The 15,689-nt window shown below is 59.7% G+C and carries 12 protein-coding genes and 2 pseudogenes; 6 read left to right on the forward strand and 8 right to left on the reverse strand.

All coding sequences use genetic code 11. The features are described 5' to 3' along the window. Positions 1–27: 27 nt before the first annotated feature. Positions 28–444 carry a DUF3830 family protein gene (locus tag DU502_RS05295; RefSeq protein WP_121922096.1) on the reverse strand — a complete coding sequence of 139 codons (417 nt, stop codon included), beginning with the start codon at positions 442–444 and terminating at the stop codon, positions 28–30. 973 nt (positions 445–1,417) lie between these two features. On the opposite strand from DU502_RS05295, the pseudogene DU502_RS19050 reads away from it, so the two are divergent. After that, a pseudogene (locus DU502_RS19050) lies at positions 1,418–1,636 on the forward strand (universal stress protein); the annotation flags it as partial. A gap of 422 nt (positions 1,637–2,058) precedes the next feature. On the opposite strand, the gene DU502_RS05305 reads toward DU502_RS19050, so the two are convergent. Further along, positions 2,059–4,035: an SLC13 family permease gene (locus DU502_RS05305; RefSeq protein ID WP_241966876.1), complete on the reverse strand. Its 1,977-nt coding sequence runs from the start codon at positions 4,033–4,035 to the stop codon at positions 2,059–2,061. 304 nt (positions 4,036–4,339) lie between these two features. Here DU502_RS05305 and DU502_RS05310 point away from each other — a divergent pair, with 304 nt between their 5' ends. Beyond that, a complete protein-coding gene (locus DU502_RS05310) occupies positions 4,340–7,078 on the forward strand; it encodes a cation-translocating P-type ATPase (protein ID WP_121922097.1) in 2,739 nt (912 codons plus the stop codon). Between the two features lie 14 nt (positions 7,079–7,092). On the opposite strand, the gene DU502_RS05315 is transcribed toward DU502_RS05310, so the two are convergent. Then, complete coding sequence (locus DU502_RS05315) at positions 7,093–8,109, reverse strand: AI-2E family transporter (RefSeq protein ID WP_166033635.1); 1,017 nt, start codon at positions 8,107–8,109, stop codon at positions 7,093–7,095. Positions 8,110–8,264: 155 nt separating this feature from the next. Between DU502_RS05315 and DU502_RS05320 the strand changes: the two genes are divergently transcribed. Then, positions 8,265–8,555, forward strand: a complete 291-nt coding sequence (locus tag DU502_RS05320) for an amphi-Trp domain-containing protein (RefSeq protein WP_121922099.1) — start codon at positions 8,265–8,267, stop codon at positions 8,553–8,555. Between the two features lie 205 nt (positions 8,556–8,760). Here DU502_RS05320 and DU502_RS05325 read toward each other — a convergent pair whose 3' ends face one another. Then, the gene (locus DU502_RS05325; RefSeq protein ID WP_121922100.1) at positions 8,761–9,030 is read right to left on the reverse strand and encodes a hypothetical protein; all 270 of its coding nucleotides are present in this window, start codon (positions 9,028–9,030) and stop codon (positions 8,761–8,763) included. Positions 9,031–9,162: 132 nt separating this feature from the next. After that, entirely contained in the window at positions 9,163–9,801 is a 639-nt protein-coding gene (locus DU502_RS05330) for an IS6 family transposase (protein ID WP_124897028.1), read from the reverse strand. Between the two features lie 78 nt (positions 9,802–9,879). Here DU502_RS05330 and DU502_RS05335 point away from each other — a divergent pair. After that, positions 9,880–10,056, forward strand: a pseudogene (locus tag DU502_RS05335) (transposase); the annotation flags it as partial. Positions 10,057–10,091: 35 nt separating this feature from the next. Here the strand turns inward: DU502_RS05335 and DU502_RS05340 are convergent. Both DU502_RS05340 and DU502_RS05345 read right to left on the reverse strand, forming a co-directional pair. Further along, positions 10,092–10,520 carry a universal stress protein gene (locus DU502_RS05340; RefSeq protein WP_121921006.1) on the reverse strand — a complete coding sequence of 143 codons (429 nt, stop codon included), beginning with the start codon at positions 10,518–10,520 and terminating at the stop codon, positions 10,092–10,094. Positions 10,521–10,636: 116 nt separating this feature from the next. Beyond that, on the reverse strand, positions 10,637–11,722 hold the full coding sequence (locus tag DU502_RS05345; RefSeq protein ID WP_241966816.1) for a sodium:phosphate symporter: 1,086 nt from the start codon (positions 11,720–11,722) through the stop codon (positions 10,637–10,639). 196 nt (positions 11,723–11,918) lie between these two features. Between DU502_RS05345 and DU502_RS05350 the strand changes: the two genes are divergently transcribed. Then, on the forward strand, positions 11,919–13,220 hold the full coding sequence (locus tag DU502_RS05350) for a TIGR00341 family protein (RefSeq protein ID WP_121921005.1): 1,302 nt from the start codon (positions 11,919–11,921) through the stop codon (positions 13,218–13,220). 61 nt (positions 13,221–13,281) lie between these two features. After that, entirely contained in the window at positions 13,282–13,413 is a 132-nt protein-coding gene (locus tag DU502_RS18850) for a universal stress protein (RefSeq protein WP_121921029.1), read from the forward strand. A gap of 139 nt (positions 13,414–13,552) precedes the next feature. Here the strand turns inward: DU502_RS18850 and DU502_RS05360 are convergent, their stop codons facing one another. Beyond that, the gene (locus DU502_RS05360) at positions 13,553–15,559 is read right to left on the reverse strand and encodes an SLC13 family permease (protein WP_121921004.1); all 2,007 of its coding nucleotides are present in this window, start codon (positions 15,557–15,559) and stop codon (positions 13,553–13,555) included. Between the last annotated feature and the right edge of the window lie 130 nt (positions 15,560–15,689).

The following is a 15,689-nucleotide window of genomic DNA, read 5'->3' on the forward strand; positions in this document are numbered from 1 at the left end:
AACCGTTCCGAAACCGCGCCCGCGTCGCTACTTCTCGCGGACGACGATGTCCATCATGCCGTCTTCGAGCGTCGCCTGCTCCAGCTCCGCCAGCTCCTCGCGGCTCGCGTTGAGCGTCGCGACGTGATTCCCCGCCAGTTCGCCCGCGGGACTCTTGAAGCACGTCGGCCCACACGGGACGAGGATCTCCTGTTCGTTGCGGTAACCGGGGTAGAGCAGGATGTCACCCCGCGACGGGTAGACGGTGTGATTCTCGCGCGGAATCTCCGGCAGGTCGACCTCGTCGATGTTGATCCACGTCGCGTGACCGCTCCACCGGACGTGCATCAACTGTGACTCCAGCGGGAGGAACTCACGCAGTGCTGCGACCGACTCCGGCGCCTCGTCGGGGAGGAGGTCGGCGGTGAAACTCTGCCCCTCGATGTCGAACTCGAGTTGCCGCATGATGAGACACGCAGTAGCATAGAATATAAGCGTTGTGGAGAATGTACCGCATCGAGGCGGCTTTGCGGCCGGTCACGCTGGCGACCACCGATGACTCGCGTGGGGCGTGAACGACCCCGTCACGACGAGTTGCGTCGACACGGGAGCGACTGACCACAAAACTTATTACATTCGAGAGCAGCAGTCGACGCGTCCGGAACCAAGTGGCAACCATCGCTGGGACGACTAGTGTGATCCATCTACGCCAGTCCGGACGCGTCGATCATCTCCCCTACCGCGGGTCGACTACCAGCGGTGACGGCCTGCCTCCCCGTCGCCGTTTTCGCGAACCCCGGCTCGTCCTGTCCACACGTGCCCGAGTAGTATCGCCGTGTGACCGATACCAAATAGTATAAAATCAAGAATGACTATTTCTATTATATATTAGAGATCTTACCTTCCCGCCGAGTTATCTAAAAGATGGATTCAAAGCGTTTCAGCGCTTCTTATCACTAAATACGTCTATAGAGGTGTGAATGATGGCATCGGCGATTAAAAAAAGCACTATTTCCACAATTTAGCCCCTCCCCTATTCCTTTTATTGTGCGTTTTATTGGGAATGATGTGCTATTTACTCTATTCCAATCGTATTCTGAACAATATGTACGATCTAACTTTATCATTACCCTTCTACAGTAATGAATCATTTCTGATATAGACTGAACGGCAACTTAGCGTGAGTGGATCCGGATCAAACACCGGTCGACACCCCCGTTTCCAGACGGTCAGCAGACGCCGTAACGGCTGTTTCGGGGTCGGCCTCGCGTCGAACTTCGCGCTCCTGGCGAGTCTGGAACTCGCGAGCATCGCGCTCGGCGTTGGCGGCGTGCTCTGGTTCGCCGTGATCGAGTCGTCACTCGTCCCGCGTCCCACCCGCCAGATAGTAGCGAATTCGGTCGGTCGTCGACTCGGCCACCTTCACGAACTCGACGACGCTGGCATCGAACCGACGTCGAAGGCGGTCGAGTACGGGCCGTCGATCCACAAAGTGATTCTCACGTACATCGAGGAACACGACATCGATCTCGTTGTCGTCGGCACTCACGGGCGAACCGGCTTCGATCGATACGTGCTGGGCAGCGTCACCGACTATCTCGTCCGCACGTCTCCCATTCCCGTGTTGACGGCCCGGGCGCCACCGACGGACACGTAACGTCTGCGGGCGAGCGAACGCATCGAATACAGGCCTGTCAGTAGCAGGAAATGCACGTAACCACATTCTCTATCGAGGGTTGTGTTGTTGAATTGGTCGCTAGCGAGGAGACCTAGTGAGTAGCCCTCTCGCGATCAGTACCTGCCCAAAATCCGAACGGCTTCGATCGGTGACCGAGTCTCCGTACTGGCTGTACCCACTCCGCATCGAGTTTTCCTCGGTTGACGAGCGCGTTTATTCGAGGTGGCCGGAGGTACACGAATAGGAACTCCGAGACCACGAATTCCCCGCTCATAATGACGAGGGGTCTCTCATCAACGGGTACAGATCGATCCAACACCCCCATTGTCGGGTGAGGGTCTCGTAGGGGTGGCTGCAGTGAGCGACACCGGTGTCCAGTACGGATCGGTGTCTCGATGTTGTCACAGGCCCCAGAAGAACGCGATGCCAGCCGTCGTGACGACGGTCAGGACGAGCTGGAGCGGCGCACCGACGCGCGCGAAGTCGGAGAATTTGTACCCACCGGGGCCGTAGACCATGAGATTCGTCTGGTAGCCGACCGGGCTGAGCAGGGGCGTGCTGGCGGCGAACGTCACCGCGAGGGCGAACGCGAAGGCGTTGACGCCGAGTTGACCAGCGACCTCCACGGCGATGGGGAGCATCAATACGATACTGGCGTTGTTGCTCATCATCTCCGTGATGATCGCGGTCCCCAGGTAGAATACCGCGAGCATCACGAGCGGCGGCAGCACGGTGCCCTCGGTGGCGATGCCCGACGCGATCAGATCCGCCGTCCCGGAGGCCTCGAACGCGATTCCCAGGGGAATGACCCCCGCGAGCAGGAAGATGACGTCCCAGTCGACGGCCTCGTAGGCGTCCGCGGGGCGGAGGATACCCGAAAAGAGCATCGCGACGACGCCCGCGAGCGCACTGACCATTATCGGGAGGTACTCGAGGGCGGCCAGTCCGACGACGGCGGCGACGATGCCCAGTGCGATAGGCATCCGTGTCCGGTCGAAATCCTCCCAGCGTCTGTCACTGGAGACGACGATATTGCTGTCATCCCGGAGTCGGTCGAGGACGTCCTCGCTCGTCTGGACGAGTAACACGTCACCGCCCTGTAGGCGCACGTCCCGGAGGCGCTGACGAATCACCTCGTTCCCCCGGCGGACGGCAAGCACGGTCGCGTCGTAGTTTCGCTCGAATCCCGCGACGCCGTTTCGTCTGTTCAACCACGTCCCGGGGAGCAACACGATCTCCGTGAGCGAAACTTCGTCCCTGGCTTCCTCCGCTTTTTCCGTACCCTCGTCGTCGTTCGTGGCCGGATTGGGTGTCGCCGACGGCCGGTTCCACGCGTGGTGCTCGGGCACGAATCCTTCGGGGAGCGGTTCGTCCCCGTCCGCTACGGCGTCGAGGAGTTCCGGGAGGAAATCGAGGTGTTCGTCCCCGATGACCTGTTCGAGCGTCTCCTGGCTCGCTCTGACCGAGAGGACGTCGCCGGCGCGGATCCGCTCGCTGGAAAGGCCGCGAACGATGCTGCGGCCGTTGCGCACGATCTCGAACACGTCCAGGTCAAGGTCGCCGCGCCGCACCTCTCGCACCTGCGACCCGACGAGGTCGGAATTCTCGTGGACGACGACGTCGGTCAAGTAGTCAGCCATGCCGAATTGGTCCGTGGGAGTCCCCTCGGCCGCGATTCGGGCTGGCGTGAGATACCGACCAACCGTGAGGAGGTACAGTATGCCGACGGCCAGCACGACGGCGCCGAGCTGCGTGAATTCGAACAGTGAGAACGGTTCTGCGGTCGGGCCGCCGACCTGCGCCCAGATCTGGCTCGCGAGCAGGTTCGTCGACGTGCCGATCACGGTGAGCATCCCGCCCAGCATCGCGGCGAACGAGAGGGGGATCAGCAGCTTCGACGGCGAGGTGCCGGTCTTTCGGGCGAGGGTCGTGACGGCCGGGATGAGTACTGCGACGATGGGCGTGTTGTTGATGAAACCCGCCGACGGGCCCGCCAGTCCGACCGTCGCGAGGAGTTGGCGGAATTCGCTGTCGCCCGCGAACGACTCCATTTTCAGCGTGAGTATCTGGATGACACCGGTCTGTCGCACCCCCTCGCTGAGGATGAACATCGCCAGCACAGTGATGGTCGCAGGGTTCGAGAAGCCCGAGACGCCTTCCTCGGGGGAGACGCCCGTCCACGGATCGAGGAGGATCAACACGACCATCAGGGCGATCGCGGTGGTGTCGATCGAAACCGGCTGGAAGATGAACAGGACGAGCGCGACGACGACGAGCGCAAGAACCACCAGTACGTCGACAGAGACCGGCAGTTGCACGGGAAACTGCTGGAGTAGTGCTAGCGGTGCCAGGATGGGGTCGTAGGGTACGGTCGTCACGAATCAACCGTACGTAAATTGCTGCGATGGCGACATAGTAGTACGGTTCACGCCTCTACACCCTCGGTGTTCGGCTAACACGGGCAGAAATACTCGGGTTCCTTGTGAACAGCGGACTTCGATCGTTCTTGGTCCGTTACTCAGCGTCCTATACAACAATTTCCCCATTCACGGCCGTACCTAGACACGGGATGTCTGGATTCTCGTCACCGTTCCGGTTTCGTGCCCGGAGATCCTCGGGGACTCACACTGCCTTTTTTACTGTTATCGACCATGGCTACTTACAGGGACTTCTCCTCTGGAAATGGACGAACACCCGATTCAAACGCCGTGGGCGAAATCGTCTGATGAGATCGTAGCGCATTACGATGTTTCTGTAGACGAGGGGCTGAGTGAGGACGAAGCCGAAAGACGGCGCGAGCGGGTCGGCCCGAATGCGTTGCGCGAAGCCGAACAGCGGAGCTGGTTGGGGGTTCTGGTTGACCAGTTCAAGAGCTTCATCGTCCTGTTGCTGGCGGTGGCGGGTGTGGCAGCCTTTGCATTGAACGAGAACATCGAGGGCGTCGCTATCTTCGTCGTCCTCCTCATCAACGGACTCATCGGATTCGTCACCGAGATGCGGGCCATCAAGTCGATGGAGAGCCTCCAGGAGATGGTCGAGATCGAAGCCCGCGTTCGGCGTGCAGGGGAGAGCAGGGATGTTCCCGCGGAAGATCTGGTCCCGGGAGACATCGTGGTCCTCAACGCCGGGAACGTCGTTCCGGCCGACCTTCGAGTGATCGAGCCCTCCAAGCTCCAGGCCGACGAATCAGCACTCACCGGCGAGTCCGTTCCCGTCGGAAAGACGAGCGACGTCCTCGAGGAAGAGGTGCCCCTCGCCGAGCGGGAGAACATGCTCTACAAGGGCACGAGCGTGACGCGGGGGACCGCCGAAGCGATCGTGGTGGCCACGGGGATGGACACGGAACTGGGCAAGATTTCGGCGTCCCTTCAGGGGGAGGCTGAGGAGAAGACGCCGCTCCAACAGAAGCTCGATGGTCTCGGGCAGAAGCTCGTTCCGTTCCTGCTCGTCGTGGCAGCGATCGTCCTCGTCTCGGGCTGGCTCAGAGGCCAGGATCTGTACCTGATGGTCGAGACGGCCATCGCACTGGCTATCGCGACCATTCCGGAGGGACTTCCAGTCGTCGCCACGCTCGTACTCGCACGCGGGATGTGGCGGATGGCGGATCGCAACGCCCTGATCAACAACCTCGCCTCCGTCGAGACGCTGGGATCGACGAACGTCATCTGTACCGACAAGACGGGCACGCTGACGGAGAACAAGATGACCGTCAGCCAGTACGAGCTGGCCAACGGCTCGGTCGCTGTCACCGGGACCGGACTCGACACCGAGGGGACGTTCCAGCACGGCGACGAGGAACGGGATCAGCCACAGGATCCCGCCCTCCAGGAAGCGCTAGAGGTGGGCGTTCTCTGTAACAACGCGTCCGTGACTGAGGAGGATGGCGAGACGGTCGTGACGGGTGATCCGACGGAAGCTGCCCTCCTGATAGCGGGATTGAAGGGCGGCGTAGACCGGGACGGTCTCCTCGAATCGATGCCCGAAGCTCGCGAGGTGTCCTTCGACCCCTCCGTCAAGATGATGGCGACCTACCACGAGCTAAACGGGAGCTACAGGGTCGCCGTGAAGGGTGCCCCGGAGGCGGTCGTCGAGTCGTCCACCCGACTGGTGACGGGCGACGACACCGAGGCGCTCTCGGAAGATGACAAAGAAGAGTGGATCCGGAAGAGCGAGAATATGGCCGAAGACGGATTGCGGGTTCTCGCTCTCGCCAGGAAGGACGTCAAGAGTACGGACGCCCCGCCGTACGAAGAGCTGTCGCTGCTCGGGCTCGTTGCGATGATCGATCCACCACGCAAGGAGGTCAAATCGACCATTAAGAACTGTCTGGACGCGGGGTTGCGAATCGTTATGGTGACCGGTGACCACCCCGGGACGGCCAGAAACATCGCCCGGAGTGTCGGGTTGATGGACCCGGAGGACGACGAGGTCATCCAGGGGAGCGAACTCGACGACCCCGAGAACCTGTCCCAGGACGAGATGGAGCGGTTCACGAACGCGTCGGTCTTCGCGCGGGTCTCCCCGGAGAACAAGCTCGACCTGATCGGAATTCACCAGGCAGTCGGGTCGATCGTGGCCATGACCGGCGACGGGGTCAACGACGCGCCGGCGCTGAAGCGGGCCGACATCGGCGTCGCCATGGGTCAGCGGGGAACGCAAGTGGCTCAGGAGGCGTCGGACATGATCCTTCGGGACGACAACTTCACGAGTATCTACCACGCCATCAGGGAGGGGCGGATCATCTTCCGGAACATCCGGAAGTTCGTGTTGTATCTCATGTCCTGCAACCTCAGCGAACTGCTGGCCATTCTGATCGCCGCGCTGCTGGGCTTTCCGCTCCCGTTGCTCCCCCTACAGATCCTCTTTCTCAACGTCGTGACCGACATCTTCCCGGCGTTCGCATTAGGGGCGTGCGGGGGCAGCAAGGAAATTATGAACACGCCACCGAGGGGTCCCGACGAGCCGATCCTGACCCGCACGCACTGGACCGAACTGGGGCTGTACGGAACGATGATCGCAGTCGCGACTGTCGGCGCGTTCGTGATCGGGGGAAGCATGTACGCCGGCGGCATGGGGGCCGACGAGGTCGTCACCATGTCGTTCCTCACGCTGGCGTTCGCCCAGCTCTGGCACGTGTTCAACATGCGAGAGCTCACGTCGGGCATCGTGCGCAACGAAGTCACTGCAAACGCGTACGTTTGGGGTGCCCTCGGCCTGTCCGCTCTGCTGGTGATTGGCACCCTCTACCTGCCGGGGGTTTCGCTGGCACTGAGCACCGCCCCCATCGGCTTCGAAAGCTGGCTGGTGGTACTCGGAATGAGCCTGCTCCCTCTCGGCGCCGGACAGGTTGTCCTGGAGTTTCGCCGCCGATTTGGCACGCCGAACCTGGGGACAAGGCTCGAAGATCTGTTGTTCGACTGATTTCGAGCGGTCGGTCAGCTGACCTCGCTCTCGTCGATCCGAGACCAGTTATCCAAGCCGACTCGGAGAGTGGCTTTGAGTGCGCCGAGGACGACGGGACCGAAGAACAGTCCCATAATTCCGAATGCGTACGCCCCGCCGAGGATACCGAGGAGGATGACGGCGGGATTGAGCTTCGCGTACCTGTCGACGGCGAATGGACGGAGATAGTCGTCGGTGATCCCAACCACGACGACGCTGTAGACGAATAATCCGAGGGCGAGCAGCGGTTCGCTCGTGAGATACAGGTAGACCACCGCGCCACCCCAGACGGGGATCGCACCGACGAGCGGAACCATCGCGAGAACCATCATGACGCCCGTCCAGAACACGGCGTTGGGGACGCCAGTGGCGGCAAGTCCGACTCCGGCGACGGCCCCCTGGACGATGGCGACGGAGACGTGTCCGAAGATAACGCCCCACATCACGTCGTTGGTCTCGCCGTAGAGGTCGCGCTGGATGTCCATTGGGAGCGGGACCGTTCGGTGGAGCCAGTTGACCAAGTCATCACTGTCTTTGAGGAGGTAGTAGACGAGAAAGAGCGCTAACGCGATCCCGATGAGGTGGAAGGTGATCGTACCGAACGCTTGAGTCGACCGTTCGAATACGATCGTTCCGATTTCCCGTCCTGAGCTGACGAGTTCGCCGGCGATATCGACCTCTTGTCCGGTGAGTTCCTCGATTCGGGATTCGACCACTTCGATCTGCCCCGGGTCAGTGTTTAAGTCTTGCAGAATCCGGTCGGCACCGTTCACGACCGTCGCGAGGATAACCACGAACGGTGCGACGAATCCGGCAACTGCCAGGATCACGAGCGAGAGTGCGGCGACCATCGGCGATACGTACGCTTCGAGACGGATCTGCAGCGGATAGAGCACGTAGGCGAGGAGGACGGCACCGAGGACGTACTGGATAAACGGCTGGAGCAGCATGGCCGATAGCACGAGGAGGGTGACGACGAGGGCGAGGACAAACCCCTTGCTGAGGTTCACAACTGTGAATTTGTCGAGCAATGACAAAAAGATTCGACATCATCACAGATTTAGATCACTTTTACTGCTAGCGACTGCCAGGATCAATCGGACTCGAATCGAAGCCAGTCGGCCACAGCCCCACTTATCCGTCTGTGTGCCCTACGAGATACCGTATGCCCGAAGAAGTCCTCTTTCAGTCAGAGGGGTCCCAGAGTCGAGCGGAGATTGCGTCGTATCTTCGTCGAGTCGCAGACAAACTCGATGCTGGCGGCGACATCACCCTGACCACCGGCGAGCAGTCGGTGACGATGACACCCCCTGCCCAACCGACGTTCGAGGTGAAAGCCGAGCGCGAAGGACCGACCGATAGTCCTGGTGAGCTGAGTATTGAGTTCGAGATAGAGTGGGCTGAAGATGGCGAAGCCGGAAACGCCGAAAGCGGTGGCGGGTTAGAAATCGAATGAAAGCAGTCCTCTATGGTGAATCGATAATTTGTGGAGGTACCCGGCGAGAATAGAGATACCCTGTCTTGTATGTAGCATTGTCCTGTTTCCGATTCCGAGGTAGCATCTCCGCTTGGTGGTATTTCTGTGCGATCTCAATCCGCCAGAGATGTTCTGGGTGGGTCTCCCAGTCGGGTTCAACAACCACGACTGACGAAGCACCCGATCACGACTCGATCTCTCTGATAATTTTGTCGGCTTGCTCACGGGCTTTTTCTTCACCCACGTTTTTCTTGATCAACACAGACTGGACTATCCAATCATCTGTGTCTTTCCGCTTCCCCATCCGCACCTCGCTCCCCTCCGAGACGGAATCAGAGACACGGTCCGCCCAGTCTGGTGTCCGAATTTGATCGAACTGGTCAGGCTCCCGATACCGGACGTGGATGTACTCGTCCTCTGTTGTGATCGACTTGAGATCTGGAATCCGGCGCATCGTTGTCAATACGATGAGGAAATGCAAAAATCAACAGGTCGGTTCGATACTGATGAGTTATCGAAAATACTCGCCCACCAGCCAGATCGAGAGCGCTCCCCTCTATCGCTAGGGCTCGTCCTCGGGGTCGCGTTAACTTTGGCGTGAGTTGTGCCGGACGGCGAGGGCTTTGAGCCACGATTCTGCTGTCTGCGGTTCGACATGGCTGAAACTAGTTGCGAACGATGAGGTTCGTCGTTCTATCTCCCAAAAGACACGTTCGATGGCATTCCGATTCCCGTGTGAAATCATCTGGAATCGGTACCCGTCTTCGTCGAGGACGTTCACCAAGTAATCGGCGTCATCGACGAGAAATTCGACGCCATCTAGCCGATATCGTCGATGAAGTTCGGTCAGAAACCATCGCGTCGTCTGTTTCGTTGTCGCTGGAAACAGCCTGAAATGGAGGATTTCGTTCGTTTGGGGATCGACGGCACCGTACAGCCAGTAGTCGTCGCCGTTGATGCGGATCACTTTCTCGTCGACCGCAAGCTGATCCGCACTCACCGTCGAAACCGGCTGTAGCTTGGCCTTGTGAACCCAGTTGTGAACCGCGATGTGACTGCGTTGGACTCCCAACTCATCGAGAAACTGACTGGCATCCCTCGTTGACATATCTGCGAGATGACACCGGATGCCCACTTGAATCGCCCACTCGGGAGTCCGATCTCGCTCCACAAACGACAAGTCGATCCACTCGATACACTTGCTGAGGCGTTCGGATTCTGCCATAGACACTCAGAACTCGAACGCCTCATCCTCTAACTTAACGCGACCACATCTTCAGGGAATGACTTCTATATACTGCCGATGCCTCGTGGGTTCGACAGGGAGCGTACCAACGTCCACAAACTCCGGTACCACTTTATCTGGTGTCCGAAGTACCGCAAATCGGTGCTTGAGGGTGAGGTGCGCGACCGTCTCGAAGAACTCATCGAGGAGAAGGCCAACGAACTCGACCTCGAAATTTTGGAGTTGGCGATTCGCCGTTTCAGGGGCGAATCTGGGGGCACAGTTTGCGGTCACCTGACGACAGTCACAGGCACTGATGCACGCTTCATCACCGTTTCAGCGACCGAACCCATGAGCATTCGAGCGACACCCGAGCGTCCGTGGCTTCCGATGACGATCACGTCGATGCCGTGTGTGTCCGCGTACTCGAGGATCTCGTCTGCGGCCTTGCCAACCTCGCTTGCCGTCTTAACTATCTGGTCGTGCTCGTCTGCTTTCGCCTCGGCTTCGGTGAGCAGGTCTTCCGACCGGTCCTGGGCTCGTTTTCGGAGCGTTTCGTCCCCAACCAGTGCTTTCGCGGTGTAGCTCTCTTCGATGTAATCGATCACGTGGAGGACGGTGATCGACGCATCCGAGTACACGTCGAGCGCGTGCGCCAGCGCCTTCTCCGAGAGCGGGGTCCCATCGTACGCAACGAGCACCTCGTCGACGGAGGCCATACGTAGAGATGCGTGTCAAAGCCACATATAGGCGCGGGGGCAACTGAGCCTGCGGAAAGGGGGCGACCCGTATGGGCAGACCTCTCCCGATAGAACAGACTGTCTCGGCCGCAGAATTAGATCGGGATCAGGACCAGAAGTATCGGGAGGACAATCAACGAGATGAGAAACCCGGCCAGGTATCGACGATCAGTAACGAGTCGGGTTTGGATTGTCTCGACAGCTTGGAAGTACGTCGAGAATCGAACCAGTGTTCCGACCGTTATGATCGTTCCGACGGCCACGAGTGAGAGCACGATAGCCACGCCTTGTGGGGATTCCAGAAGCACGGCGATGACGATCGTGTCGAAGAAGGTGCCGACATTCGCCCCCAGAACGTAGGGAACGATCTCCTGCCGTTTGATGTAGTTACGATTGTAGAGGGGGACGACCACCCCCAGCGAGAACGCAACGCTGGTCGTCACGCCGGTAATGAGGACACCGAGTCCGAACGAAGTCCACTTGTGCTGAAATCGACGAAAGAACCGCTTGCGGAGCCATTCGGTGTCGATCCGTTTGAGCACCCGGTCGAAGAGTGTGAGGCTGCCGAACAGCACGAGAACGGCTACCACGAGTGCCAGACCCACGCCGACGGTATCGACGACGGCTCCCGTCGCTGGATTAAAAGCCGCCAGCGGGTGAAACGAGAGTTCGATTCGGTTACTGACGGCTCCGAATCCCGTCTGGAGTCTCGGCAACAGGAGATATCCGAGGACGGTCGCCGGCACATAAATCGAGTGGGACAGGAGGAACGTTAGCACCCCTAACTCGGTCGCCTCGCTGAACGAATAGCGCCGCTTCTGGAAGTAGTCCAGAGCCCCGATCAGGAGGACGATAGCGGCGCCCCCGAGGCGTGAGCCAGCGAGCATCAGGAACAGCTGTGAGGCCGTGAGGATCCCGGTCTTGAACAGCGAGACGGACAGGGCCGCTATCACTGACCCGTTGGTGAGTACGTACGTGGCGAGCCAGCTTGCACCCAGGGCTTGCCCATTCCCGGCGACGTATCGCCTGAAGAACCGTTCGAGCGGAGCGGCCGCGGCCGCTGTGGACGCACCCAGCAACTGGACCGCGAACAGGAACAGTAGCAAAGAGACGAAAGCGCCAACGACTAACGGGCCGGATTCACGCCCTCGTGTCCGTATCTTGTCGATGTTCGAATCCACAGTATTCTGTCTCTACAGCCTCATGGCAGGCGCACAAAGGTTACGCCGTGAGAGGGAGATTTCCCGTCATGAATGTGTGTTCGATCCCGTTGTCCAACGCCAGATTCGGCTCAGAACAGTCACTATCCTTTGATATCGTTGGGAGGTACCACCAGACGGGAGACCATTTATCGGGTTCGGGTGAATTCTAATACTCATGGCTCGGCTCGTTTTTGTGACTGTCCCTGCAGGGAAGCGGGACGCTGTTCTCGACGTTTTGGACGACGAAGGAATCAGTTATACGCTCACTGATGAGACGAGCAACCGCGAATACACCTGTGCCGTTCATTTTCCGCTTCCGACGAATGCTGTCGAACCCATTCTGGATCGTCTCCGGGAAACGGGCATAAACGACGATGCGATTACGGTGACGGTCGAGACGCAAACCGTCGTTTCACGAAATTACGACCAAATCAAGGATCGATTTACGGAAGACGAAGACAGTCCAGAGCAGATCGCACGCGAAGAACTCCAAAGCGCTGCTGACGATCTCGTTCCTGCGTCCTTGCCGATATATGCTGCCATGACTATCGTGAGTGCGATTATTGCGACGGCAGGACTGCTTCTGGATTCTGCTGCGGTCGTCGTCGGGTCTATGGTGATCGCACCACTTATCGGCCCCGCAATGGCCACAAGTGTCGGCACTGTGTTTCGGGATCGCGACCTCTTTAGAGATGGTGTCAAGCTGCAGATCATCGGGGCCACACTCACGATCGTGAGTGCAGCTCTGTTTGCGATACTCATCAGAACTGGGAATCTCGTCCCACCTGGATTGGATATTCTGTCTATCTCGCAAATCCGGGAACGATTTCGGCCGGATGTCCTGTCACTCGTGGTTGCCCTCGGATCCGGTGCCGCTGGAGTGATTAGCCTTGCTTCGGGGGTTTCATCAGCACTAGTTGGCGTCATGATCGCAGTGGCACTCGTCCCTCCCGCGGCGACGGTCGGTATCGCCATCGCATGGGGGAATACGGCACTCGCCGTGGGCTCCGGCGTGTTGCTCCTCGTTAACCTTCTGTCGATCAATCTCGCTGCACTCCTTGTGCTCTGGTATATGGGATACCGGCCTGAGAAATGGTTCCGTATCGAGCAGACCAGAAAGACATTCGTCAAACGCGTCGGCGTTCTCCTGATTAGCATTCTGATCCTTTCTGCATTCCTTGGAACTGTTACGTTCTCTTCGTATCAGACTGCCACTTCCGAGCAATCGATTCAAAATGATATCCGATCAATTCTCGATGAACCGGTTTATTCAGAGTTCGTTCTACTCGAGGTCCAGTTCGAATATTCGGAGAATCTCCTCGCCCAGCGTCCCTCCAAGGTAACCATCTTGATCGGTGCTCCTCGAGGAGAAATCCCGCCAGAACTGGGAGATCGGTTGAACACCCGTATTGATGAGATTGCAGGTCGCAACGTAGCTGTACAGGTTCGATACCTAACCGTTCAAGAACCGGGGTAGTGCCGGGGGTAGGGTAACCGGTTATCTCAACAACGTCCAATAGCCCAGTTAGATAGCAGTCATATTCCAACGCGTTCTACTACCGACTGACGGCAGTGAAGCCTCGTCGATCGCAGCTGAAGCAGCTGTGTCACTCGCCGATCGGTTTGACGCGGAACTACACGTGATTCAGCTGGTTCTTGTCCCACGCTAAACTCTCATGAACGGGCTCGCCGGCCAAAACGAACGGAAAGCAGATTGATCCGACCCCTCATTGGTGGGTGAGAGACTCGTAGGGGGGCGGCTGCAGCGCAGGACACCGGTGGCCAGTACGGATCGGAGTCCCGGTGTCGTCACAGTCCCCAGAAGAATGCGATGCCGGCCGTCGTCACGACAGTTAGTATCAGTTGTAACGGGGCGCCGACGCGTGCGAAATCCGTGAATTTGTAGCCACCCGGCCCGTAGACCATCAGGTTCGTCTGGTAGCCGACAGGAGTCAGTAACGGTGTGCTGGCGGCGAAGGTCACGGCCATCACGAACGCGAAGGGGTTGACGCCGAGTTGGCCGGCAACTTCGACCCCGATCGGCAGCAGCAACACGACGCTGGCGGAGTTGCTGACCATCTCCGTGATGACCGCGGTCCCCAGGTAGAACACTCCCAGGACCGCGATCACGGGAAGGAGAACGCTGACGGAAACGACAAGGTCGGCGATGAGGGCCGCCGTCCCGGACGCCTCGACCGCGATGCCGAGTGGAATGACACCCGCCACCATGAAAATCACTTCCCAGTCGACGGCCTCGTACGCCTCCTCGGGTGTGAGGATGCCGGTGAAGAACATCGCCGCGACGCCCGTGAGCGCACTCACCATGAGCGTGAGGATGTCGAGTGCCGCGAGTCCGAGGGCGCCAGCGAGGATCCCCAGCGCGATGGGGATCTTCGACCGATCGAACTCCTCCCACCTGTCCTCGCCCGCGATGGCGACGTTCGTGTCCCTCGCGATGCGATCGAGCACTTGGTCGGACGCCTGGACGAGGATGACGTCACCGGCCTGCAACCGGACCTCTCGGAGGCGCTGGCGGATCACCTCGTCGCCGCGCCGGATCGCCAGTACTGTCACGTCGTAGTCCCGCTCGAAGTCCGCGACACCGCTGCGCCGACTCGACCAGGGCCCGGGCAGTAGCACGACTTCGGTGAGTTCGATCTCCTCGTCGGGAGCCTCCTCGGCCGTCTCGTTGCCGTCTTCCTCCGTGTCTTCGCTAGACCCCTCGTCCTCGGCGAGAGAGTCGCTGGGCTCCGCGTCGGGCGGCTCCCAGCCGTGACGCCGTGGCGAGAAGCCGGGCGGGAGGGACGCATCGTCCTCCGTGGCCGCCTCCATGAGCTCCGGTAACAGCTGCAGGTGGCCCTGCTCGATGACCTCCTGAAGGGTTTCTTGGTCGGCCCTGACGGAGAGGACATCGCCGGCCTGGACCCGTTCCGATCCGAGTCCGTGGGCGAGCGTCCGGTTGCCACGAACGATCTGGAACACGTCGAGGTCAAGGTCCTCCTCGCCTAATTCCCCGACCCGGGAACCGACGAGCGGCGAGTCCTCCATGACGACGACATCAGTGAGGTAGTCGGTCATACCGAACGCGTCGGTGGGCGACTCCGCCGGCTCGATCCGTGCTGGAGTGAGGTATCGACCGACGGTGAGCAGGTACACGATCCCCACGAGCAAGACGATCGCGCCCAAGTGCGTGAACTCGAGTAGCGCGAACGGCTGTGCGTCGGGACCGCCGACCTGAACCCACACCTCGCTCGCCAGGAGGTTCGTTATCGTCCCGACGACGGTGAGCATGCCGCCGAGCATCGAGGCGAACGACAGTGGTATCAGGAGCTTCGAGGGCGACGTCTTCGTTTGCCGGGCGAGGTTCATTATCGCCGGTATCAACACGGCGACGACCGAGACGTTGCTGACGACCCCGCCCGGCGGCCCGGAGAGCGTGACCGTGGCGAGCAACTGCCGGAACTCGTTGTCCCCGGCGAACGCGATCAGTTTCCGCGTGAGGATCTGGATAACGCCGGTCCGTCGGACGCCTTCGCTCAGGACGAACATCGCCAAGACGGTGAGCGTCGCGGGGTTCGAGAATCCTGAGACCGCCTGCTCCGGCGACACACCGGTCCACTCGCCGAGGAGGGCGAGTGTGACCACGAGGCCGACCGCGGTGGCGTCGATCGGTACCGGCTGGGTAACGAAGAGGACGAAGACGACGGCGATGATCGCCAGCACGACGACCACGTCGAGCGAAACCGGAAGCTGCACAGGGAGTAGCTGTAGTGGCCATCCAGTGCTCAAAGAGAAGGAGAAGAAGACAGCACTCATTTATTCATTGTCTCTGAGGATTGCTCGGATGATTACATAGCATTTGGGTTCTCTCCAGGGTCCAGATGCTCGCTCCTGGGGACGGAGTTGTCTCCCGCAAGTTGCGAGATGACGTTCGACGTGAACGTCC

It is taken from the genome of Haloplanus aerogenes (assembly GCF_003856835.1).
In the GTDB taxonomy this organism is placed as follows: Archaea; Halobacteriota; Halobacteria; order Halobacteriales; family Haloferacaceae; genus Haloplanus; species Haloplanus aerogenes.

Coding starts and splice junctions, on each gene's coding strand:
- DU502_RS05295 (WP_121922096.1), bottom strand. CDS start 444: ATGCGGCAACTCGAGTTCGACATCGAGGGGCAGAGTTTCACCGCCGAC.
- DU502_RS05340 (WP_121921006.1), bottom strand. CDS start 10,520: ATGGCCTCCGTCGACGAGGTGCTCGTTGCGTACGATGGGACCCCGCTC.
- DU502_RS05360 (WP_121921004.1), bottom strand. CDS start 15,559: ATGAGTGCTGTCTTCTTCTCCTTCTCTTTGAGCACTGGATGGCCACTA.
- DU502_RS05350 (WP_121921005.1), top strand. CDS start 11,919: ATGGCTCGGCTCGTTTTTGTGACTGTCCCTGCAGGGAAGCGGGACGCT.
- DU502_RS05330 (WP_124897028.1), bottom strand. CDS start 9,801: ATGGCAGAATCCGAACGCCTCAGCAAGTGTATCGAGTGGATCGACTTG.
- DU502_RS05320 (WP_121922099.1), top strand. CDS start 8,265: ATGCCCGAAGAAGTCCTCTTTCAGTCAGAGGGGTCCCAGAGTCGAGCG.
- DU502_RS05310 (WP_121922097.1), top strand. CDS start 4,340: ATGGACGAACACCCGATTCAAACGCCGTGGGCGAAATCGTCTGATGAG.
- DU502_RS05325 (WP_121922100.1), bottom strand. CDS start 9,030: ATGCGCCGGATTCCAGATCTCAAGTCGATCACAACAGAGGACGAGTAC.